The sequence below is a fragment of the Paracoccus sp. DMF-8 genome (assembly GCF_029309835.1).
GTDB lineage: Bacteria > Pseudomonadota > Alphaproteobacteria > Rhodobacterales > Rhodobacteraceae > Paracoccus.
The window spans coordinates 291640-312970 of the sequence record NZ_JARJHL010000005.1 but is presented as its reverse complement, the minus strand read 5'-3'; the positions used below and the strand labels follow the sequence as shown (position 1 = coordinate 312970).

The 21331-nt window shown below is 64.4% G+C and carries 17 protein-coding genes and 5 pseudogenes; 18 read left to right on the top strand and 4 right to left on the bottom strand.

Annotation, left to right across the window (positions count from 1 at the left end; translation table 11 throughout):
* Positions 1-59: 59 nt before the first annotated feature.
* From PE067_RS05045 to PE067_RS05015, 7 genes and pseudogenes are all read left to right on the top strand, one after another.
* Entirely contained in the window at positions 60-188 is a 129-nt protein-coding gene (locus tag PE067_RS05045; protein ID WP_276188106.1) for a hypothetical protein, read from the top strand.
* Complete coding sequence (locus PE067_RS05040) at positions 185-559, top strand: hypothetical protein (RefSeq protein ID WP_276188105.1); 375 nt, start codon at positions 185-187, stop codon at positions 557-559. The genes PE067_RS05045 and PE067_RS05040 overlap by 4 nt, the downstream gene beginning before the upstream one ends.
* Before the next feature lie 81 nt (positions 560-640).
* A pseudogene (gene gatB / locus PE067_RS05035) lies at positions 641-859 on the top strand (Asp-tRNA(Asn)/Glu-tRNA(Gln) amidotransferase GatCAB subunit B); the annotation flags it as partial.
* Positions 860-905: 46 nt separating this feature from the next.
* Positions 906-1484, top strand: a complete 579-nt coding sequence (locus PE067_RS05030) for a hypothetical protein (RefSeq protein WP_346429659.1) — start codon at positions 906-908, stop codon at positions 1482-1484.
* Positions 1438-1692 carry a hypothetical protein gene (locus PE067_RS05025; RefSeq protein WP_276188104.1) on the top strand — a complete coding sequence of 85 codons (255 nt, stop codon included), beginning with the start codon at positions 1438-1440 and terminating at the stop codon, positions 1690-1692. The genes PE067_RS05030 and PE067_RS05025 overlap by 47 nt, the downstream gene beginning before the upstream one ends.
* Positions 1686-2162, top strand: a complete 477-nt coding sequence (locus tag PE067_RS05020; protein ID WP_276188103.1) for a hypothetical protein — start codon at positions 1686-1688, stop codon at positions 2160-2162. Before PE067_RS05025 ends, PE067_RS05020 begins: the two co-directional genes overlap by 7 nt.
* Before the next feature lie 243 nt (positions 2163-2405).
* The gene (locus tag PE067_RS05015; RefSeq protein WP_276188102.1) at positions 2406-2780 is read left to right on the top strand and encodes a DUF4177 domain-containing protein; all 375 of its coding nucleotides are present in this window, start codon (positions 2406-2408) and stop codon (positions 2778-2780) included.
* Positions 2781-2799: 19 nt separating this feature from the next.
* Here the strand turns inward: PE067_RS05015 and PE067_RS05010 are convergent.
* Positions 2800-3017: pseudogene (locus PE067_RS05010) on the bottom strand (SlyX family protein).
* 48 nt (positions 3018-3065) lie between these two features.
* Between PE067_RS05010 and hisS the strand changes: the two are divergent.
* From hisS to PE067_RS04985, 5 genes and pseudogenes are all read left to right on the top strand, one after another.
* Positions 3066-4552 (top strand): annotated as a pseudogene (hisS, locus tag PE067_RS05005) (histidine--tRNA ligase).
* A pseudogene (locus PE067_RS05000) lies at positions 4552-5619 on the top strand (ATP phosphoribosyltransferase regulatory subunit). The pseudogenes hisS and PE067_RS05000 overlap by 1 nt, the downstream one beginning before the upstream one ends.
* Complete coding sequence (hisG, locus tag PE067_RS04995) at positions 5616-6308, top strand: ATP phosphoribosyltransferase (RefSeq protein WP_276188101.1); 693 nt, start codon at positions 5616-5618, stop codon at positions 6306-6308. The pseudogene PE067_RS05000 and the gene hisG overlap by 4 nt, the downstream one beginning before the upstream one ends.
* 51 nt (positions 6309-6359) lie before the next feature.
* Entirely contained in the window at positions 6360-6743 is a 384-nt protein-coding gene (locus tag PE067_RS04990) for a hypothetical protein (protein ID WP_276188100.1), read from the top strand.
* Between the two features lie 106 nt (positions 6744-6849).
* Positions 6850-7497, top strand: a complete 648-nt coding sequence (locus PE067_RS04985; protein ID WP_276188099.1) for an HD domain-containing protein — start codon at positions 6850-6852, stop codon at positions 7495-7497.
* A 132-nt stretch (positions 7498-7629) separates the two neighbouring features.
* Here PE067_RS04985 and PE067_RS04980 read toward each other — a convergent pair whose 3' ends face one another.
* A complete protein-coding gene (locus PE067_RS04980; protein ID WP_276188098.1) occupies positions 7630-8526 on the bottom strand; it encodes a LysR family transcriptional regulator in 897 nt (298 codons plus the stop codon).
* A gap of 190 nt (positions 8527-8716) precedes the next feature.
* Between PE067_RS04980 and PE067_RS04975 the strand changes: the two genes are divergently transcribed.
* From PE067_RS04975 to polA, 5 genes are all read left to right on the top strand, one after another.
* Complete coding sequence (locus tag PE067_RS04975; protein ID WP_276188097.1) at positions 8717-9439, top strand: isochorismatase family protein; 723 nt, start codon at positions 8717-8719, stop codon at positions 9437-9439.
* Positions 9440-9529: 90 nt separating this feature from the next.
* Positions 9530-11605, top strand: a complete 2076-nt coding sequence (locus PE067_RS04970; RefSeq protein WP_276188096.1) for a hydantoinase/oxoprolinase family protein — start codon at positions 9530-9532, stop codon at positions 11603-11605.
* A 1-nt stretch (position 11606) separates the two neighbouring features.
* Entirely contained in the window at positions 11607-13388 is a 1782-nt protein-coding gene (locus PE067_RS04965) for a hydantoinase B/oxoprolinase family protein (RefSeq protein ID WP_276188095.1), read from the top strand.
* Between the two features lie 115 nt (positions 13389-13503).
* Positions 13504-15006, top strand: a complete 1503-nt coding sequence (locus PE067_RS04960; RefSeq protein ID WP_276188094.1) for an NCS1 family transporter — start codon at positions 13504-13506, stop codon at positions 15004-15006.
* Between the two features lie 157 nt (positions 15007-15163).
* Positions 15164-18052 carry a DNA polymerase I gene (gene polA, locus PE067_RS04955; RefSeq protein WP_276188093.1) on the top strand — a complete coding sequence of 963 codons (2889 nt, stop codon included), beginning with the start codon at positions 15164-15166 and terminating at the stop codon, positions 18050-18052.
* A 34-nt stretch (positions 18053-18086) separates the two neighbouring features.
* Here polA and hemN read toward each other — a convergent pair.
* Positions 18087-19443: pseudogene (hemN, locus tag PE067_RS04950) on the bottom strand (oxygen-independent coproporphyrinogen III oxidase).
* Positions 19444-19496: 53 nt separating this feature from the next.
* Between hemN and PE067_RS04945 the strand changes: the two are divergent.
* Complete coding sequence (locus tag PE067_RS04945; protein WP_276188092.1) at positions 19497-20246, top strand: Crp/Fnr family transcriptional regulator; 750 nt, start codon at positions 19497-19499, stop codon at positions 20244-20246.
* 59 nt (positions 20247-20305) lie between these two features.
* Here PE067_RS04945 and PE067_RS04940 read toward each other — a convergent pair whose 3' ends face one another.
* Positions 20306-21139 (bottom strand): universal stress protein, encoded by an 834-nt coding sequence (locus PE067_RS04940; protein ID WP_276188090.1) that lies wholly within the window; start codon positions 21137-21139, stop codon positions 20306-20308.
* Between the last annotated feature and the right edge of the window lie 192 nt (positions 21140-21331).

The following is a 21331-nucleotide window of genomic DNA, read 5'->3' as shown; positions in this document are numbered from 1 at the left end:
CTGACGGAACGCCGGTAATCTGCCCGAAAATCTGGATCTTTTGAACAAGGTTGCTGAAGATGCCGGTCATTCTGGGCCTGATTGGATTGATGCTTGCCGCAGGTATCTGGGCCTGGCGGATCCGCATGGCGAAACAGGCGCTGGACGATGTGTCGCTGATGGCGGGCGATGCCATCGCCGCCGCTTGAACCTTCACCCTGTCGAAAGCGTCGATGAGCCGGATCTGGCGATTGCCGCGCTCGGCGTCGCGTTTCTGGATCTGGCCGCCATGCCGACCGCCGAACAGGTCGAGACGCCGAAGGGATCGCTGGCCGCGCATCTGGGCGTCAGCGCGCTGCGCGCCGATGAAATGGTCATCGTCGGGCGCTGGCTGGTCAATGAATGCAAGGGCGCCGATGCCGCTGTCGCGCGGGTGACCAAACGGCTATACGAGCTGGACGGGCAAAGTCTCACCGGCCTGCTGGCGGTGCTGAACGATATCGGCCAGTCGGGCGGCGGCCTCAGCCCGCGCCAGCGTGACGCGCTTGACGATATCGCGCGGATCATGCGGCTGAAGTGACCGCCCCGCTCTTGCTCTGCCCACTCTTGCTCTGACGGGGTTCTGGGCCTAGAACAGCCCCAAATTTCCAAGGATTTCGCGATGCTCGATCTGCTCAGCTTTACCTCTCCGCAACCCAGGGTCATTCAGGGCGCCAAACAGGATTGGGAACTGGTGATCGGGCTGGAGGTTCACGCGCAGGTCGCCTCGAATGCGAAACTGTTTTCCGGGGCCTCGACCGGGTTCGGGGCGGAACCGAACAGCCATGTCGCATACGTCGATGCGGCCATGCCGGGCATGCTGCCGGTCATCAACGAATTCTGCGTGGCGCAGGCGGTGAAGACGGGGCTGGGGCTGAAGGCGGCGCATCAACCTGACCAGCGCCTTCGACCGCAAGAACTATTTCTATCCCGACCTGCCGCAGGGCTATCAGATCAGCCAGCTTTACCATCCCATCGTGGGCGAGGGCGAGGTGATCGTGGACATGGGACCGGGCGTCGCCCGCCGCGTCCGCATCGAACGCATCCACCTGGAGCAGGACGCCGGCAAGTCGATCCATGACATGGACCCGAACATGTCCTTTGTCGACCTGAACCGCACCGGCGTCGCGCTGATGGAGATCGTCAGCCGCCCCGATATCCGCGGCCCGGAGGAGGCGGCGGCCTATGTCAGCAAGCTGCGCCAGATCATGCGCTATCTGGGCACCTGCGACGGCAATATGCAGAACGGTAATCTGCGTGCCGATGTGAACGTCAGCATCTGCCCGCCCGGCGCCTATGAACGTTATCAGGAAACCGGCGATTTCAGCCATCTGGGCACGCGCTGCGAGATCAAGAACATGAACTCCCTGCGCTTCATCCAGGCGGCTATCGAATACGAGGCCCGGCGCCAGATCGCGATTGTCGAAGACGGCGGCAAGCGTCGTTCAGGAAACCCGTCTATATGATCCCGACAAGGGCGAAACCCGGTCGATGCGCTGCAAGGAAGAGGCGCATGACTACCGCTATTTCCCCGATCCCGACCTGCTGCCGCTGGAGATCGAACAGGCCTGGGTCGATGATATCGCAGCCGCGATGCCCGAACTGCCGGACGCCAAAAAGGCGCGTTTCGTCAGTCGATCCTCGGCCTGTCCGAATATGATGCGGGCGTGCTGACCGCCGAGGTCGAGAACGCCGATTATTTCGAAGCCGTGGCACAGGGCCGCGACGGCAAGCAGGCCGCGAACTGGGTCATCAACGAGCTTTTCGGCCGGCTGAACAAGGAAGGCCTGACGGTCGAAACCTCTCCGGTTTCGGCAGGCCAACTGGGCGGCGTGATCGACCTGATCGGCTCAGGGCGACGATCTCGGGCAAGATTGCCAAGGATCTGTTCGAGATCCTGTGGACCGAAGGCGGCGACCCGGCCGCAGATCGTCGAATCGCGCGGCATGAAACAGGTCACCGATCTGGGCGCCATCGAGGCGGCCGTGGACGATATCATCGCCGCGAACCCCGAACAGGTCGAAAAGGCCAAGGCCAATCCGAAACTGGCTGGCTGGTTCGTCGGTCAGGTGCTGAAGGCCACGGGGGGCAAGGCCAACCCGGCGGCGGTCAACGAACTGGTCGCAAAAAAGCTGGGCCAATAGCAAGCCGGGCCAGTAATGCCATCCGGCGGGGCGGCGGTGCTGGCTGCTGCCTTGCTGACAGGCCGGGCGGTCGGCATTGCGCTGCTGGCGCGTGACGCGGATCAGACGGGCAGGGGTTGGCCTGACCCTGCGGTCATTCGCATTTTGGCGGGAAACCGCGTTGTGCCGTAAAGGCAAAGGCATTCGGGGTGGTCACGCTGCGCCAGCGGGATTATCTGCTGTCACAAGCAACAGGGAAAACCGATGACCGCTTACGAATATACCGTGCTTCCCGCCCCCGAACGCGGCGAAAAGGCCAAGGGCGCCAAAACCCCCGCCGACCGCTTTGCGCTGGCGCTGACCGAAGAGCTGAACCGCATGGCCGCCGATGGCTGGGAATATATCCGCGCCGAGACCCTGCCGACCGAAGAACGCAGCGGGCTGACCAGCCGCACGACCGTCTATCACAATGTTCTGGTCTTTCGCCGCGCGATCGAGGCCGAACAGCCGGCATCCAGCGCCACCGTCGCGCCCTTCAGCCGGCCGATGCGCGTGACCCGCCCCGAACAACCCGCGCCGCAACCCGCCGAAAGCACGGCGGAAGCCCGCAGCGAAGAAGCCCGCAGCGAAAACGTCTGACGTCCCTGCCAGTGGGGGCCTACCAGTGCGGCGGGCGTTGATCTGCCAGGGGATTTTGGTTCCGCTGGCGGCTTCGCGTTCGGCCTCGCGCTCGATCAGCATGCCGACGCGGCGCATCAGCCGCGTGATCTCGGATTGCTGGGATGCGACGACCGCCGACAGGTCTTCGTTCGCGCGCATCAGATGGGCCAGCGTTTCTTCCAGCCGTTCGATCCGGCTCTCGTCCGTCTTGTCCATGCAGTCTCCATCCGCTAGACCCACGGCCGAACAGCCAAAAGGCAGGTCATGGCCAAGGATACCAAAAAGCAGCCCCGTCCCAAGGCGGAAACGCCCAAGGGCTTTCGCGACTATTTCGGCGCTGATGTCACGGAACGCAAGCAGATGCTGGACCGTATCGCGGCGGTCTATCATCGCCACGGCTTTGACCCTCTGGAAACCAGCGCCGTCGAGACGGTCGAGGCGCTTGGCAAGTTCCTGCCCGATGTGGATCGTCCGAACGCGGGGGTCTTTGCCTGGCAAGAGGCGGATGTGCCGGGCGGCGGTTCGGGCGACTGGATGGCGCTGCGCTAGGACCTGACCGCGCCGCTGGCGCGCGTCGCGGCGCAGTTCCGCAACGATCTGCCCTCGCCTTACCGCCGTTACGCAATGGGGCCGGTCTGGCGCAACGAAAAGCCGGGTCCGGGTCGTTTTCGCCAGTTCTATCAATGCGATGCCGATACGGTCGGCGCCCTGTCCGTCGCGGCGGATGCCGAGATCTGCGCCATGCTGGCCGATGCGCTGGAGGCTGCGGGATCGAGCGCGGCGATTACATCGTGCGCGTCAACAACCGCAAGGTGATGAACGGCGTGCTGGAGGAAATGGGCGTGACGGCGGGCGAACAGGCCGATGCCGTGCTGCGCACCATCGACAAATTCGACAAGGTGGGCGAGGCAGGCGTGCGCGAACTGCTGACCACGGGGCGCAAGGATGACAGCGGCGCCTTTATCGACGGCGTCGGGCTGGCAGCGGATGCCGTGGATCCTGTAATCGCCTTCCTGTCCTCGAAAGGGGCGGACAATGCGGAAACGCTGGCCAATCTGCGGGCGGCGGCTGGCGCGTCTGTCGTCGGGCTGGAAGGCGTCGAGGAACTGGCCGAAATCGCGGGTCTGCTGGCCGCCCAGGGCGTCGGCCCGGATCGCGTAGTCATCGACCCGTCCATCGTGCGCGGCCTTGGCTATTATACCGGCCCGGTGTTCGAGGCCGAACTGACCTTTGAAATCCTTGACGAAAAGGGCCGCAAGCGGCAGTTCGGCTCGGTCGCGGGCGGCGGGCGCTATGACGGTCTGGTCGAACGCTTCACCGGGCAAAAGGTGCCCGCGACGGGCCTGTCCATCGGCGTCGACCGCCTGCTGGCCGCGCTGCGCGCCAAGGGGCTGGCGGGCACGCAGGATCAGGGGCCGGTCGTCGTCACCGTCATGGACCGCGCCCGCATGGCCGATTATCAGGCCATGGCCGCCGAATTGCGCGCGGCAGGCATCCGCGCCGAGGTCTATCTGGGCAATCCGAAGAATTTCGGCAACCAGTTGAAATATGCGGATAAACGCCGCTCGCCGGTCGCGGTGATCCAGGGCGGGGACGAGGCAGAGCGGGGCGTCGTCCAGATCAAGGACCTGGTTCTGGGCGCGAAAATCGCGGCCCAGGCCAGCCATGACGAATGGAAGGCGCAGCCTGCCCAATCTGAAGTTCCCCGCGCCGATCTGGTCGCCGCTGTCGCAAAGATCCTGAGCGCATGATCGACAAAAGCACCCGTCAGGCGGTCGGCCAGCGCATCCTGTCGCAGTTCCGTCAGGCGGGCGCGGTCGAGGTCGCGCCCGATATCCTGCAACCCGCCGAAACCCTGTTGGATCTGTATGGCGAAGACATCCGCGCCCGCGCCTATGTCACCCATGACCCGATCCGGGGCGAAATGATGCTGCGCCCGGATTTCACTGTGCCGGTCGTGCAGATGCATATGGCGGGTGGCGCCGAACCCGCCCGCTACTGCTATCTGGGCGAGGTTTTCCGCAAGCAGGACCACGGCGACATCCGCCCCGAACATCCGCGCGAAAACGAATACCTGCAGGCGGGCTACGAACTTTTCGCCCGCGACGACAATGCGGATGCCGAGGTTTTCCTGCTGTTTTCCCGCATCCTTGCCCCCTATGGCCTGACCGCACGGATGGGTGACATGCGGCTGATGCTGGATGCGATCCGCGGCTTGCCCCTGTCGCAGATCCGGCGCGAGACCCTGCTGCATTACATCTGGACCCCGGCGCGTTTCCGCAGCTATCTGACCCGCTTTTCCGCCGCGCCGCGCCCGCGCGACTTTGCCCCGGCGACCGGCCCCTGGACCGGCCTGCGCAGTCAGGCAGAGATGCAATCGCGCATCGACCGCCTGTCACGGCCGACCGATGCGCCCCTTGCCCCCGAATGGTCCGAAGGCATCCGCAGGCTGCTGGATATCTCGGCCCCGGCGCCGCAGGCCATGGAAGAACTGCGACAACTGGCCTGCGACATGCCTGAAATCGGCGAGGCGGTCGGGCTGGTCGCGCGCCGCTTTGAACGGATCGCGGCGGCCGGGCATGACCTGAACCTGATCCATTTCGACCCGACGCACGGGCGGCAGTCGATGGAATATTACGACGGCCTGACCTTTTCCTTTACCGCGCCGGGGCGGGACGACTGGCCGCCGGTCGCCACGGGCGGGCGCTAGGACGCGCTGGCCCGTGTGCTGGGGCAGGGGCAGGAACCGCCGCGCGCCATTCCCGCCGTCGGGGGCATCATCCGCCCCGGCCTGATCGCCGAATTGGAGTCCGCATGATCCGCCTTGGCGTGCCGTCCAAGGGGCGGCTGATGGAACAGACCTTCGACTGGTTCGCGGCCCGTGGCGTGCGCCTGTCGCGGGCAGGTTCGGACCGCGAATATTCCGGCCGGATCGAGGGCGCCGAGGGCGTGTCGCTGGTGCTGTTGTCGGCGGGCGAAATCCCGCGCGAACTGGCCGCGGGCCGGATCGAACTGGGCGTGACCGGCACCGATCTGCTGCGCGAAAAGCTGGCGGGCTGGCGTTCCCACGTGGTCGAACTGGCGCCGATGGGCTTTGGCCATGCCGACCTGATTCTGGCGGTGCCGAATTGCTGGCGCGATTGCGAAACCATCGACGATTTTGCCGCGATCACCCGTGAGTTCCGCCGGAACCACGGCTTTCGCCTGCGGATTGCGACGAAATATCATAGGCTTGTCCGCGCATACCTGTCCGCCCGAGAGGTCGCGGATTACCAGTTGGTGGACAGTCAGGGCGCGACCGAAGGCACGGTTGCCAATCTGACGGCCGAGGCGATCGCCGATATCACCTCGTCCGGGGAAACCCTGCGCGCGAACCATCTGAAGATCATCGGGACCGAACCGATCCTGCGATCTCAGGCGACGCTTTTTGCCAATCTGGCGGCGCGCGGGCCCGCACTCGACGCCTCTGTGAAGCTGATCGGGCTGGATCGTCCGACCCGCGATTGAACCCTGACGGGGCCGATGCGTTCGGTTCAGAACCGAGAGAGAGGAGCCGAGATGCGTATTCTGCCGCTGACCCTGATCGCGCTGACGGCCAGCCCGGCGCTGGCCTCGTCCGAGGATGCCCGGCAGGAATTCCGCGCCGATGTCGAGGCCGCCTGCACCGAACTGGCCGCCGCCACCGTGCCCGAGGGCGGCGAGACGGTGATCGAGGTCAACCCCTTTGGCTCGGAAAGCTATGGCGTGGCGCTGATCGTCCAGACCACCTCTGACGAATTCGCCGACCGCTACATCTGCGTCTATGACAAGCAGACGAGAAAGGCCGAACTCAGCGCGCCCTTCACCCCGCCGCAGGCCGGCAGTCAACTCAGCGCCGACCCCGCTGGCAATGTCGAGGCGGCGCCGGGCGAAACCACCGACGCGCATCTGGCGGGCGAATAGCTGCATCGTCCCGGCGTGATCGCGCGCGGGGCCGTTGACGATGGAACAGCCGCGCGCCCTGGGGATAAGGATGCGGCCAATACCCCGCACCGAGATGGAGCCGGACGTGACCGAGACCCCCTGCGAACCCCTGTCCCTTGGCAGCGCGGAACTGTCCGACATCGTGCAGAACGACCGGCTGCGCCAGCAATTCCTGTTCATCCTAGAGGTCGAAAGCTTCAAGCAGGTCTTGCGCCGCACGCCGCTGCTGGATGGGTCGCGGCGCGAAAACGACGCCGAACATAGCTGGGAACTGGCGATGATGGCGGCGGTCCTGCATGAACATGCCGATGAAGGCACCGACCTGCTGCATGTTCTTCGGATGCTGCTGATCCACGACATCGTCGAAATAGATGCGGGCGATACGTTCATCTATGACGGGGCGGCCTCCGCCGATCAGGAGGAGAGAGAGCAAGGGGCCGCCGAGCGGATTTTCGGGCTGCTGCCCGCAGATCAGGCGGCCGAGTTCGCGGCGCTCTGGGATGAATTCGAAGCGCGCAAAACCCCCGAGGCCAGATTCGCCCGCGCCATGGATCGGCTGCAGCCCCTGCTGCACAATTTTTTCACCAGCGGCGGCACATGGCATACCCCCGGCGTCACCGCTCGCGATGTTCTGGCCCGCAAGGCGCCGATCGGGCAGGCGTCAGAACTGCTGTGGCAGACCGCGCAGAGCCTTGTTGGCGAAGGCGTCAGGCGCGGGTTTCTGAAAGGGTAAAGCGCGCGGCTGTCAGCGGCCGGGCCGGGCATCACCGCAAGACCGTCCCGAAAGGGTGCCGGCTGGTCGCCGTGACGCTCTTTTTGCGCATGCCCCTTCACCCTGCATCCGCCCGCCGTCCGGCATGCCCCCTTATCTGCTGCCTGTCAGCTTTGCGACCTCGACGAAGTCTCGGAGCTGACGCGCGCGGTTCGACCTTTTCCAGACCAGCACCGTGCGGCTGCGGAACAGGGGGTGGATGATCTGGCGGACCTCGACGTTGCGGCCCAGAAAGCCGATCAGGCTTTCGGGATAGATGGTGATGCCCAGCCCCGCCGCAACCAGCCCGATCAGCGCCAGCGTGTTCGACGCCTCCAGCGTGACGTTCAGCGAAATCCCCTCGGCGCTGAACAGGTGGTTCAGTTTCCAGCGATATTCGCCCCACTCGTCCAGATCGCCCAGAATAAGCCCTTGCCCGGCCAGATCGGCCGGCGTGATGACGGGCAGCCGCAGCAGGGGATGGCTGCGGGGGGTAACGACATAAAGCGGCTCGGCCGTCAGTCCCAATGTGTGATAGTCGGAATGGTCGAACGGCCCGATCATATAGCCCGCGTCGATTTCGTCATTGGCCAGCGCGATCTTTTGCCCCTGCGTGCGGATATAGCGGATGGTCAGATCGACATGGGGATGCAACTGGCGGAACCGCGCCACCGCGGCGGGCATCAGCTCGGTCGCGGCAAAGGCCATATAGCCCACCGTCAGCGACCCCGCCTTGCCTTCGGCGATCCGGCGGGCCAGCGCGACCGAGGCCCCATAGCGGCGCAGCAGATGGGCGTTGTCTTCGTAAAAGCTGCGCCCGGCCTGGGTCAGCGTCACCTCGCGCGTGGTGCGTTCCAGCAGGCGGAAACCCAGGACCGATTCGAGCTTCTGGATGCGGCGGCTCAGCGCGGACTGGTCCAGGTTCAGCCGTTCTGCCGTGCGGCGAAAGTTCAGTTCTTCGGCAAGCGTGATGAAGGAATGAACATTCTCGATGCCCGCAATATCATGCATGGGACCACCCCGGTTTATTGATGCATATGGCGCATGAATAAATGCTGACACGCCAATTCCCTTGCGTCAATCATCCACCGATCATGGCAATCAGAGCGGCGGATCGCCATGCCTGCAAGGGTTGGGGACGGCTCGTAAACCACAGGCACGCAAAAGCGACCCTGCATCAATGACACAAGGAATACCGACCATGAGCGAAGTCGACACCAAGGAACTGGACCGTCTGCTGCAAGAGGCCTTTGACACGGCAACCAAGCTGTACAAGGAACGCGGCTTTCAGCGCCGCGTCGGTTTTGGCAAGCGCCCGGCGCTGGTCAGCGTCGATCTGGCCAATGCCTGGACCCGGCCGGGCAACCCCTTCACCTGCGATCAGGAGAAGATGGACAATGAAATCATCCCCGGCATGCAAAAGCTGCTGAAGGCGTTCCGTGGTGCCGGCCTGCCCGTGGTCCATGTCACCACCGCCTATGAAATCACCGACCGCAACGCCGATTTCACCGATATGGGCCTGTGGCACAACAAGATCCCGGTCGATGTCGTCGATATCAAGGACAAGGAGCTTTGGGCCATCGACAGCCGCATCGCCCCGGTCGAGGGTGAATATACCCTGCTGAAAAAACGCGCCTCGTCCTTCCACGGCACCGAACTGGCGGGCATCCTGCGCGCGAACGGGGTGGATACGATCCTTGTGACCGGCGTGACCGCCTGCGCCTGCGTGCGCCAGACGATCTGCGACGGCATCGCCGACGGTTTCCGCACCATCGCGGTCAAGGAAGCCATCGGCGACCGCGTGCCGGGCGCCGTCGCCCGGAACCTGTTCGATATCGACGCGAAATTCGGCGATGTCCACACGGTCGATGAATGCGTGGCCTATATCGAAGGCCTTGCAGCCCAGAAAATCGCCGCCGAATAAGCCGCCCTTGCCCCGCCCGATCCGTTCGGGCAGGGCGCTTCAATCAGGCGTCCGCGCACGAACCCGGCCGCCAGCAACAGGAGAGACGACATGGCCAGAATTGGCGTCGATGTGGGCGGGACCAATACCGATCTCGTTCTCGAATGCCCCAAGGGTGTGTTCTATCACAAGGTTCCGACCACGCTGAAAAACCAGTCGATCGGCGTGGTTCAGGGTGTTCAGGGCATCTGCACCAAAGCCGGAATCGATCTGTCCGAGGTCGAGATGATCGTTCACGGCACCACCACCGCGACGAATATCACCATCGAACACAATGGCAGCGAATGCGGGATGCTGACGACCGCAGGGTTCCGCGACATCCTGCATATCGGGCGGCACAAGCGCCCCTATAATTTCAGCCTGCATTTCGACGTGCCGTGGCAGACGCAGCCGCTGGTCAAACGCCGCAACCGCATCGCGATTGCCGAACGCATCCTGCCGCCCAAGGGCGAGGTTGCCGTGGCGCTGGACGAACAGGCCGTGCGCGATGCCTGCGCGCTGTTTCGCAAGCGCGGCATCCATTCGGTCGTCATCGGCTTCATGTTCAGCTTTCTGAACGACGCCCACGAACTCCGTGCGAAAGAGATCGTGCTGGAGGAAATGCCCGACGCCTATGTCACCATCTCGTCGGAACTGGCGCGGGTGATGCGTGAATACGAACGTTTCTCGACGGCGGCGATGAACTGCTATGTCGGGCCCAAGACATCCTATTACCTGCGCGATCTGGATGCGCGGCTGCGCGAGGCGGGGGTCACATCGAAGCTGCGGATCATGCAGTCGAATGGCGGCGTCTCGACCGTTGATTCCTGCGCCCGCCGTCCGATCCGCATCCTGATGTCCGGCCCTGCGGGCGGTGTCATCGGTGGCGGGGCAGAGGGCGAGATGGCCGATACACCCAATATCATCACCGTCGATATCGGCGGCACCTCGGCCGATATTTCCACCATTCCGGGCGGCCAGCTGAAGATCATGAACCAGCGCGATACCTATGTGTCGGGCTATCCGGTGCTGACGCCGATGATCGACCTTGTGACCATCGGCGCGGGCGGCGGTTCGGTCGCCTTCATCGACGAGGCGGGGGCGTTCAACGTCGGCCCGCGTTCGGCGGGGTCGGAACCCGGTCCGGCCTGCTATGGCCGTGGCGGCGAAGAGCCGACCGTGACAGATGCGCAGATCGTGCTGGGGCGGCTGGATCCCGACATGGCGCTAGGGGGCGATCTGCAACTGGATGCCGATCTGGCCCGCAAGGCGGTCGAGGAAAAGATCGCCAAGCCACTGGGCATGACGGTCAAGGACGCGGCTCTGGGAATCATCAGGATCATCAACAACAACATGGCGCTGGCGATCCGGTCGAACTCGGTCGCGCGAGGCATCGACCCGCGCGAATTTTCCATCATGCCCTTTGGCGGCGCGGGTCCGCTGCATGGTGTCGCTCTGGCCGAGGCGGTCAGCGCGCGCGACGTGATCGTGCCGGTCGCGCCGGGCATCACCGCCGCCGTGGGGCTGCTGAAAACCGATCTGCAATATGAACATACCGAGGCGGGCATTCTTGTCCTGAACTCTGCCAGCGACGCCGATCTGGCCCGCATCAACGGCCATATCGAAAAGCTGTGCCGGGACGTGCATGCGGAACTGGACGCCGACGGCATCGCCCGTGATGCTCAGGCGCTGAAGATCATCGCCGAATGCCGCTATCAGGGGCAGGGGTTCGAACTGCGCGCCGAATTTCCCGAAGGCGAACTGACGCAGGACAACAAGCGCGTCATCATCGACAGCTTCCACGACGCGCATGAACAGGATTACGGCTATGCCTATCGCGACGCCGAGGTGGAACTGATCACCCTGCGGGTCATCGGTTCGGCCAGCGTGCGGCGGATCGAGATTCCGAAGGTGCAGCCCACCGATGGTTCCTCGATCGACCGGGCGCTGATGTTCGTGCGCCCGACGACCTTCGATTGCGGCCGGACGCTGGAAACCCCGCGCTATGATCGCACCCGGCTTTATGCGGGCGACCGCGTGCCGGGGCCGGCGATCCTGATCCAGCACAATTCCACCACCTTGGTTCCGCCGGGCTATGTGGCCGAGACGCTGGACTATGGCAACACGCGCATCAGCAAAGGGGCCTGAGATGAACCAGATGACCACAATCAAGGAAGTCGATCCCATCACCCTGCAGGTGATCCGCGGGGCCCTTGAAACTATCGCCGAGGAAATGGGCCATGTCCTTTACCGGATGTCCTTTTCCTCGATCATCCGCGAAAGCCAGGATCTGGGGGCGGGGCTGTTCGACGTGAATTTCAACACGCTGTGCAGATCAGGATCGACGCCGATGCATATCGGCTCGATCCCCGGCTATCTGCGCGGCATCGCCGAAACGCTGGAGGATGGCGAATGGTATGAGGGCGACGTGGTTGTCCACAACCACCCCTATCACGGCTCCAGCCATACCCCCGATCTGGCCATCGTCGTGCCGGTCTTTTATCAGGACCGGCTGGTCGGCTTCGCGGGCAATACCGCGCATCACGTCGATATCGGCGCGGCGACGCCGGGGCTGATCATCGACGTGCCCGATGTCTATGCCGAAGGGATGCTGTTCGCGGGCACCAAGCTGTATCGCAAGGGCGAACGCAATGGCGCGATGTGGAACTATATCCGCAACAACAGCCGCGCCGCCCAGCAACTGGTGATGGATATCGAGGCGCAGGTGGCTTCGGCCCGGCTTGGCGCGCGCCGTTTCGTCGAACTGATCGAGAAATACGGCGAAGGCATGGTCTTTGGCGCGGCCAATCAGTTGATGGATTATGCCGAACGCATGACCCGCCAGCGGATCAGCGAAATCCCCGATGGCGATTACACCGCCGAGGGCTGGCTGGACGATGACGGGCGCAACCGCGACCAGCGCCTGAAGGTCAAGGTGACGGTCCGCGTACGCGGCGACGAGGTCGAGGTGGACCTGACCGGTTCCGCCGATCAGACGCCCACCGCCTATAACGTGCCCTTTGAAGGCTCGACCAAGGTGGCCGCCTATGCCGGTTTCCGCAAGCTGCTGCTGGATGCCGCGACCTCGGATACGCGGGTGCCATCGAACGAAGGCTCTTTCCGGCCCATCAAGGTGACGGCGCCATTGGGGTCGATCTTCAACCCGCGCGCGCCCGCCAGCGCCGAGGCGCGGTTCACCCAATGCAACCGCATGATCGACCTGATCATCCGCGCGCTGGCCCCGGTAATGCCGGAACAGGTGATTGCGGGGTCGTCGGCCTCGATCAGCTTCGCGGCCTATTCGGGGGTGCGGCCCTCGGGCGATTACTGGGTGTTTCTGGAGGTGAACGAGGGCGCCTATGGCGGGCGGCCACGCAGCGACGGACCGGACAGCATCGACAACCTGATGGCCAACACCCGCAACAACCCGCTGGAAGATCTGGCGATGCATATCCCGATGATCTGCGACCGTTACGAGCTGCGCGACGATGCCATGCCCGGCGCGGGCGAGTTCCGGGGCGGGATCGGCGTGGTCAAGTCGCAGCGGGTGCTGACGCCGGGCTTCATCACCCATGGATCGGAACGCCACACCGATGCGCCCTGGGGTATCTTTGGCGGCCATGACGGCGTGGTGGGGCGCTGCACCATCACCAACCCCGGCAAACCCGGCGAAGAACGCGAGATGCATTCCAAATTCTCGGGGCTGGCGGTCGGGGCGGATGACGTGATGACCTATTACAGCCCGAATGGCGGCGGCTATGGCGACCCGCTGAACCGCCCGGCCCGCAAGGTGCTGGAGGATGTTCTGGACGGCTATTGCTCGCTGGAACATGCGCGCGGGGTCTATGGCGTCGCCATCGACCTCGATGCCGAAACGGTCGATGTCGCGGCAACCGAGAAACTGCGCGCCGCGATGCGGAAACCGGACTGACCGAAGGGACCGCGCAACGCGGCCCTTTTCACATCCAACGACGGGTTCACGTCAAAGAACGGGCCGCACGCGAGGTTTGCGTGACGGCCACGCGACAGATCAACAGGGGTTAACCATGTCACTGACACAAGAAGGCCTTGACGCAAGGTCGGATCGCACATCGCTGATCGAGGAAAGCATCCTGCCCACGCGCGCCGGGCAGCGGCCCATCGGGATGCTGGGCTATGCCTGGATCTGGGTCGGCATCGCGGTCATCATCGCCACCTATTCACTGGGCGCGACCGGGGTTCAGGGCGGGTTCGGCCTGACCACGGTGGTGCTGACCATCATGCTGGCCAATCTTGCCATCGGCGCGCTGATGCTGGCCACCGCCGATATCGGAACCGAACACGGGCTGTCCTTTGCGGTCTATCTGCGCGCGCCCTTCGGCATCCACGGCACCCATCTGCCGGCGGTGTCGCGCGGGGTGGTCGCGGCCATGTGGTTCGGCATCCAGACCTATCTGGGGGCGCTGGCGCTGAACGGGATCGGGGAATATTTCCTGGGCTTTTCCAACTGGTTCCTGTGGTATGCGATCTTTGCCGTGGTGCAGGTCGCCAATACCATGCTGGGCATCAAGTCGGTCGAGCGGCTGGCCGCACTGGCCGCCCCGGCGATCATCGCGATTTCCGTCTGGATGTATTTCACGCTGGAGGGCGTGGCCGAAACCCAGGGGCTGAACATCTGGACCTTCCGCGCCGAGGCGCAGGCCTCGCTGATCGTGCTGTTCATCGCCAATATGAGCTTCTGGTCCACCATGGCGATCGACATCCCGAACCTGACGCGCTTTGTCCGCACGCAGACCGGGACGCGCAGTTTCACGGCCCGCAACCGCAATATCTTCGTGGCGCAGCTGATCGCGCTGCCGGTCACGCAGGCGATGATCGCGGGGATCGGCGCGGTGTCCTTCATCGCCACCGGCAACTGGAACCCGGTCGAGGTGATCCAGGGCGACGCGCAGGGTTTCGCGCTGCTGGCGCTGCTGATCCTGGTGGTGCTGGCGCAATGGTCCACCAACAACTCGGCCAACCTGATCCCGGCGGCGCTGACATTCGTCAACCTTGCGCCCCGCATCATCACCTATCGCAGCGGCGTGGCCTTGGCGGGCGTGATCGGGACGCTGTGCTTTCCGTGGCAGATCCTGAACAACCTGTTCGTCTTTCTGGGCTACTACGGCGCGTTCCTGTCGGCCATCGGCGGGATCATGGTCGCCGATTACTATGTCATCCGCCGGCGCCGGATCAACGTTCCCGCGCTTTACGACCCGTTCGGGCAATATCGCTATATGCGCGGCGTCAACCCGGCGGGCATGGCGGCATGGCTGCTGGCGGGCGCGATTGCGGCATGGTGGTCCTCCTATGCCTTCGTGATCGGCTTCCCTCTGGGTTTCCTGCTGTATCTGGTGCTGATGAAGACATTCGTGCTGCCGCGCCTGCATCAGTCCGAACTGGATGACCCGGATGCCGACGACTACCTTGCTGCATCCGTCGGCATGGACTGGGTTCACCAGTCGGAAGGCCGGTTCACGCGCGAACCCTGCCTTGAGGCGAGCGCCAGCGCCGGTCGCGAAGATCTGTGATCCCCGTTTGATCCCCATCCGGCCGGGGTGCCGGACAAGGCAAACCGTGTCATCGTCAGGGCGGATCCCGCCTTGACGATGACGACATTGCCCGCGACCACCGGGACAGCAGCCGCGCCCCTTTGCCCTTCGGCGCGGTTTCTGCCAGAACGGGCGGATGGACAGGCAAGGGGATGCGATCATGGCGGCAGGCGACAGCACGGAAACTGACCCGAACGATTTCGGCCCGACAGATTTTGGCCCGACAGATTTCGGCAAGGGCCATCATCTGCATCTGATCGACGGATCGGCCTTTATCTTTCGCGCCTATCACGCCCTGCCGCCCCTGACGCGCAAGTCGGACGGGTTGCCCATCGGTGCGGTGGCCGGTTTCTGCAACATGCTGTGGAAATACATTCAGGATGCCAAGGGCGCGGATGCGCCGACCCATGCCGCCGTGGTCTTTGACCATTCGGCCAAGACCTTCCGCAACGACATCTACCCCGAATACAAGGCCAACCGTCCCGAACTGCCCGAGGATCTGCGCCCGCAGTTTCCCCTGACCCGCGAGGCGACCCGCGCCTTCAACGTCGCCTGTATCGAGACCGAAGGCTATGAGGCCGATGACATCATCGCGACCCTGTCCTGTCAGGCGCGCGATGCGGGCGGGCGCGTCACCATCATCAGTTCCGACAAGGATCTGATGCAGCTGATCGGCGGCGGGGTCGAGATGATGGACCCGATCAAGGGCAAGCTGATCGGCCCCGACGAGGTGGTCGAGAAATTCGGCGTCGGCCCGGATCGCGTTGTCGACGTGCAGTCGCTTGCCGGGGATCTGGTCGATAACGTGCCGGGTGCGCCGGGCATCGGCATCAAGACGGCGGCCCTGCTGATCAACGAATATGGCGATCTGGAAACGCTGCTGGAACGCGCGGGTGAAATCAGGCAGCCCAAGCGCCGGCAGGTGCTGATCGACCATGCCGACCAGATCCGCATCTCGAAACGGCTGGTCACGCTGGATTGCGACACGCCGCTGGATTTCACCCTGCAAAGCCTTGAGGTGCAGGATCCGCAGCCCGATGCGCTGATGGATTTCCTGTCGCGGATGGAGTTCCGCACCCTGACCAACCGCGTCGCCGACCGCTTCGGCGCCGAGGCGCCGGTGATCGCGGCCCCGGCGGCCCCTGCGGCCAGCGCCGAAACGGCGCCTGCGATGCCCGCCATCGACCACGCCGCCTATGTCACCATCCGCGACGCCGAAACGCCGCAGGGCTGGCTGGCCGAGATCGCCGGGCTGGGCGTCGTCGCGGTCGATACCGAAACCACCGGGCCGGATGAGATGGTGGCCGATCTGGTCGGGATCTCGCTGGCGGTCGGGCCGGGCAGGGCCTGCTATATCCCGGTCGGGCATGTCGACGGCAGCGCCGATCTGTTCGCCTCCGGCGCGCTGTCGGCGGGGCAGATGCCGCTGGATCAGGCGCTGGCACTGCTCAAGCCGATGCTGGAAGACGACGCGACGCTGAAGATCGGCCAGAACGTCAAATACGACTACAAGATTTTCGCCCGCCAGGGCATCCGCATGGCCCTGGTCGAGGATACCATGCTGATGTCCTTTGCGCTGTCGGCGGGCGGCAGCTTTGGTCACGGCATGGATGCGCTGGCCGAGGAGCATCTGGGCCACCGGCCGATGCCGATCAAGGATCTGATCGGCTCGGGCAAGTCGCAGATCAGCTTTGCCCAGGTGCCGATCGACAAGGCCAGCGCCTATGCGGCCGAGGATGCAGAGGTGACGTGGCGCCTGTGGCAGCATTTTCGCCCGCTGCTGGCGCCCAATCAGGTGATGACGCCCTATCGCACGCTGGAACTGCCGATGATCCCGGTTCTGGCCGATATGGAAATGGCGGGGATCAAGGTCGACACCGACCATCTGGCCCGCATGTCGAACGCATTCGCCCAGAAGATGGCCCAGCTGGAAGATGAGATCCATGCGCTGGCCGGGCAGAAATTCAACGTCGGGTCGCCCAAGCAGTTGGGGGAAATCCTGTTTGACGCCATGGGGTTGCAGGGCGGCAAGCAGGGCAAGACCGGGGCCTGGTCGACCAGCGCCGACGTGCTGGAGGATCTGGCCGCCGAAGGCCATGACCTGCCCGCCCGCGTGCTGGACTGGCGCCAGATCGCCAAGCTGAAATCGACCTATACCGATGCGCTGCAAACCCATGTCAACCGCGACACGGGGCGCGTCCATACCAGCTATTCGATCACCGGGGCGCAGACCGGGCGGCTCGCCTCGACCGAGCCGAACCTGCAGAACATCCCCGTCCGCACGGATGAGGGTCGCCGCATCCGCGAGGCCTTCATCGCGACGCCGGGCCACCGTATCGTCAGCCTGGACTACAGCCAGATCGAGCTGCGCATCCTAGCCCATGTCGCCGATATTCCAGCGCTGAAACAGGCGTTTCGCGACGGGATCGACATTCACGCCATGACCGCCAGCCAGATGTTCGGCGTCCCGGTCGAAGGCATGGATCCGATGATCCGCCGCCGCGCCAAGGCGATCAACTTTGGCGTCATCTACGGGATCTCGGGCTTTGGACTGGCGCGCAACCTGCGCATCCCGCGCGCCGAGGCGCAGGCCTTTATCGACACCTATTTCGAACGCTTTCCCGAAATCCGCGCCTATATGGACGGCACGGTCGAACAGGCCAGACGCGACGGCTATGTCCGCACGCTGTTCGGGCGCCGGATCATGACGCCCAATATCAACGACAAGGGCCCGGCGGCAGGCGGAGCAAAACGGCAGGCGATCAATGCACCTATTCAGGGGGCCGCCGCCGATATCATCCGCCGCGCGATGGTCAGGATGCCCGATGCGATCCGCGACCTGCCGGTCAGGATGCTGCTGCAGGTCCATGACGAGCTGGTATTCGAGGCGCAGGAGGATGCCGTCGACGACCTGATCCGCATCGCGCGGGAGGTGATGGAATCCGCCCTCGAACCCGCCGTGAAACTGGCCGTGCCGCTGGTCGTCGATGCCGGGCAGGGCGCGAACTGGGCCGCCGCACATTAGGGTAAAGGCCGCCCTTTTGCGGGTGGCCCAACCCTCAGATCGCCGTCGAATGACCCTGCGATTGCATGTCGTAGCCGTCGAACATCCGCGCGATCATCCGGGTCAGCGGACGGCCCGCCTCGGTGATGCGCAGGCCCTTGTCGTCGCATCTCGACCAGATCGCCGAATTGCGCGGCAACCGGGGCAAGGATCCGGGTCAGGTCGGCGGGTGACAGCGCGTAATCGCGGGTGAATTCGGCGGTGTCGATCTGGAAATCGCACATCAGCGCCTCGATCATGCGGGCGCGCCAGCGGTCTTCGGTCGTGAATTCGTGGCCGCGCGCGGTGGCGAAACGCCCGGCCTGAACCGCCCCCATCCAGGCGCGGGTGGCCGGCGCGTTCTGGGCATAGCCCTGCGGAAAGCGCGAAATCGACGAGGCGCCAAGCCCGATCAGCACCTCGGCCCGGTCGTCGGTATAGCCCTGGAAATTGCGACGCAGCAGGCCATGCACCTGCGACCGGGCCAGCCCGTCGCCCGGACGCGCGAAATGGTCGATGCCGATTTCCTGATAGCCGTCGGCCAGAAACAGCTCGCGCGCGGTTTCGAACAGGACCAGCCGCGCCTCGGGATCGGGCAGCTTGTCCGAAGGGATCATCACCTGCCGCCGCGCGACCCAGGGCACATGGGCATAGCCATATAGCGCGACCCGGTCGGGCGACAGGGCCAGCAGCTTCTGCACGCTGTCGGCGATGCGGGTCGGGGTCTGGTCGGGCAGGCCATACAGGATATCGGCATTGACGCTGGCAATCGCGCGGTCGCGGATCATGTGGACGGTGCGGGCGGTCACCTCAAAGCTCTGGTGACGGCCGATCATGTCCTGGATCTCGGCATCGAAATCCTGCACCCCGATCGAGGCGCGGTTCAGCCCGGCATCGGCCAGCGCATCCATGCGCGCGTCGTCGATTTCATTCGGGTCGATTTCCACCGAAAATTCGCCGCCCGGCGCCAGCGGCGCGACGTCCTGAATCGCCGCGGCCAGCGCGCGGATCAGATCGGGCGGCAAGAGCGTCGGCGTGCCCCCGCCCCAATGCAGCCGCGACAGCCGGACACCGCGCGGCAGGTGGCGCGCCAGCAGGGCGATTTCGCGCAACAGCATATCGGCATAGCTGCGCACCGGTTCGTCCGATTGGGTGCCCTGGGTGCGGCAGGCGCAGAACCAGCACAGGCGGCGGCAGAACGGCACATGCAGATACAGCGAAATTTCGGCGCCTTCGGGAATGCGACCGACCCAATCGGCAAAGACCGCATGTGTGACCCCGCCCGCGAAATGGGTCGCGGGCGGATAGCTCGTGTAACGTGGCACACGCGCGTCAAAAAGTCCCAATCGTCTAAGTTGCGAAATGTTCTGCATGATCTTATCATGGCTGTGATTTTCCCCACGCTCCTTGACGTAGGTCAACTCGCATGCCGACCGATGTGAAACTTCAGGTGAAGCCGTTCACTTGCGACACCTGTTCCATTCGCCATCGGGCGGTTTGCGCACATTGCGACAGCCACGAGTTGACGATTCTGGAACAGATGAAGTTCTATCGCAATTTCAGCGCCGGCCAGACCGTGATCTGGGCCGGGGACGAAATGGATTTCGTCGCATCCGTCGTCGAAGGCGTGGCGACGCTGACCCAACAGCTTGAGGACGGGCGCACCCAGATGGTCGGCCTGCTGCTGCCAAGCGATTTTCTGGGTCGCCCGAATCGCGAAACCGCCAGCTATACGGTGACCGCGACCACCGATCTGATGCTGTGCTGTTTCCGGCGCAAACCCTTTGAGAAACTGTTGATCGAAACGCCGCGCATCGCCTCGCGCCTGTTGGAAATGACGCTGGACGAACTGGATGCGGCGCGGGAATGGCTGCTGCTTCTGGGGCGCAAATCGGCGCGGGAACGAATCGCCTCGCTGCTGGCGATCCTGTGCCGCCGCGATGCGGCGCGCCTGGGCGAACCGGCCGACGGGCGGCGCACGATCAACCTGCCCCTGACGCGCGAGGCGATGGCGGATTATCTGGGGCTGACCCTTGAAACCGTCAGCCGCCAGATGACCGCGCTGCGCAAGGACGGCATCATCGAGCCGGCGGGCAAGCGCAACATCGTCATCCCTTCGGTCGCGCGGCTGGTCGAGGCCAGCGGCGACGATGTCGATGGCGGTCCGCTGATCTGACCCGCCTATCTGATCCGGGGGCGATCAGGGGCGGCGTCACCCGCCGCCCGTGGTTCTTGTCAACGCGCCATCAGCACCGGAACCTTGCTTGATTCCAGCATGTTGCGCGTCGCCCCGCCGAGGATCGCCTGACGGAAGCGCGAATGCCCATAGGCGCCCATCACGATCATGTCGGCGCCGATTTCGGCGGCGCGCTGCGTGATGATCGCGCTGACCCGAGGCAGGGTCTTGGCCAGCACCGCGACCTCGGTCTTGACGCCGTGGCGGGTCAGCATCTGGGCCAGCGCCTGACCGGGTTCGGATTTTTCCGGGCTGTAGGGCGAAGGGTCGATGACGGTGATCTCGACGCTTTCGGCGGCGATCAGCAGGGGCAGGGCGCGGCGTGCGGCGGTCAGCGCCTCGTTCGACTGATTCCATGCGACCAGAATTTTCTTGCCGAAACTTTCGGTGATCGGGCAGGGGACGGTCAGCACCGGGCAACTGCCTTCGAACAGCGCGGCCTCGGTGATGGCTTCGGCATCCGATCCGCCTTTTTCGCCATAGGGGCGGCTCAGCACGACCAGATCGGCAAAGCGGGCGCGCATGCCGACCAGCGTCGACAGCCCGCCCAGTTGCGCCACCGCCGAATCGATGGAAAAGCGCATGTTGTTCTGTTCGGCGATGCCGCGTGCCCATGCTTCCAGTGCGGCGGCTTCCTCCATCGCGCGGTCGATCGCCTCCTGGAATACATAGGCCGAGGCGCCGGCGTAATAATAGCCGCTTTGGGTGTGGTCGACGGCAAGGCAGAAGATGTCGAGATGCGCATCCTCGTGCCGGGCGATGGCCATGGCGGCTTCCAGCTGGGCCTGCTGACCCTGGTCGGTCAGGACGGTGAGAATGGTTTTATAGCCCATGTTCGGGTTCTTTCTGTCTGTTGGACCGGTCTTTGTGGATGGCTGGAATCATAGCATGATCCGGGCTGCCCCGCATTGATACGCGTCAAGGTTGACCCAAGGATAGCCGTGCCGCGCCGCAATGCCCGCCTGCAATGCCCACCTCAGGCCTTCGGCCGCCGCAAAACCGCACGCGAATGTGACGGCGCGCGA

What these genes read in the sequence shown, in the direction of transcription:
- PE067_RS05045 (WP_276188106.1), top strand. Translation starts at nt 60, where the DNA reads ATGCCGGTCATTCTGGGCCTGATTGGATTGATGCTTGCCGCAGGTATC.
- PE067_RS05015 (WP_276188102.1), top strand. Translation starts at nt 2,406, where the DNA reads ATGACCGCTTACGAATATACCGTGCTTCCCGCCCCCGAACGCGGCGAA.
- hisG (WP_276188101.1), top strand. Translation starts at nt 5,616, where the DNA reads ATGATCCGCCTTGGCGTGCCGTCCAAGGGGCGGCTGATGGAACAGACC.
- PE067_RS04990 (WP_276188100.1), top strand. Translation starts at nt 6,360, where the DNA reads ATGCGTATTCTGCCGCTGACCCTGATCGCGCTGACGGCCAGCCCGGCG.
- PE067_RS04980 (WP_276188098.1), bottom strand. Translation starts at nt 8,526, where the DNA reads ATGCATGATATTGCGGGCATCGAGAATGTTCATTCCTTCATCACGCTT.
- PE067_RS04975 (WP_276188097.1), top strand. Translation starts at nt 8,717, where the DNA reads ATGAGCGAAGTCGACACCAAGGAACTGGACCGTCTGCTGCAAGAGGCC.
- PE067_RS04970 (WP_276188096.1), top strand. Translation starts at nt 9,530, where the DNA reads ATGGCCAGAATTGGCGTCGATGTGGGCGGGACCAATACCGATCTCGTT.
- PE067_RS04965 (WP_276188095.1), top strand. Translation starts at nt 11,607, where the DNA reads ATGAACCAGATGACCACAATCAAGGAAGTCGATCCCATCACCCTGCAG.
- PE067_RS04960 (WP_276188094.1), top strand. Translation starts at nt 13,504, where the DNA reads ATGTCACTGACACAAGAAGGCCTTGACGCAAGGTCGGATCGCACATCG.
- polA (WP_276188093.1), top strand. Translation starts at nt 15,164, where the DNA reads ATGGACAGGCAAGGGGATGCGATCATGGCGGCAGGCGACAGCACGGAA.
- PE067_RS04945 (WP_276188092.1), top strand. Translation starts at nt 19,497, where the DNA reads ATGCCGACCGATGTGAAACTTCAGGTGAAGCCGTTCACTTGCGACACC.
- PE067_RS04940 (WP_276188090.1), bottom strand. Translation starts at nt 21,139, where the DNA reads ATGGGCTATAAAACCATTCTCACCGTCCTGACCGACCAGGGTCAGCAG.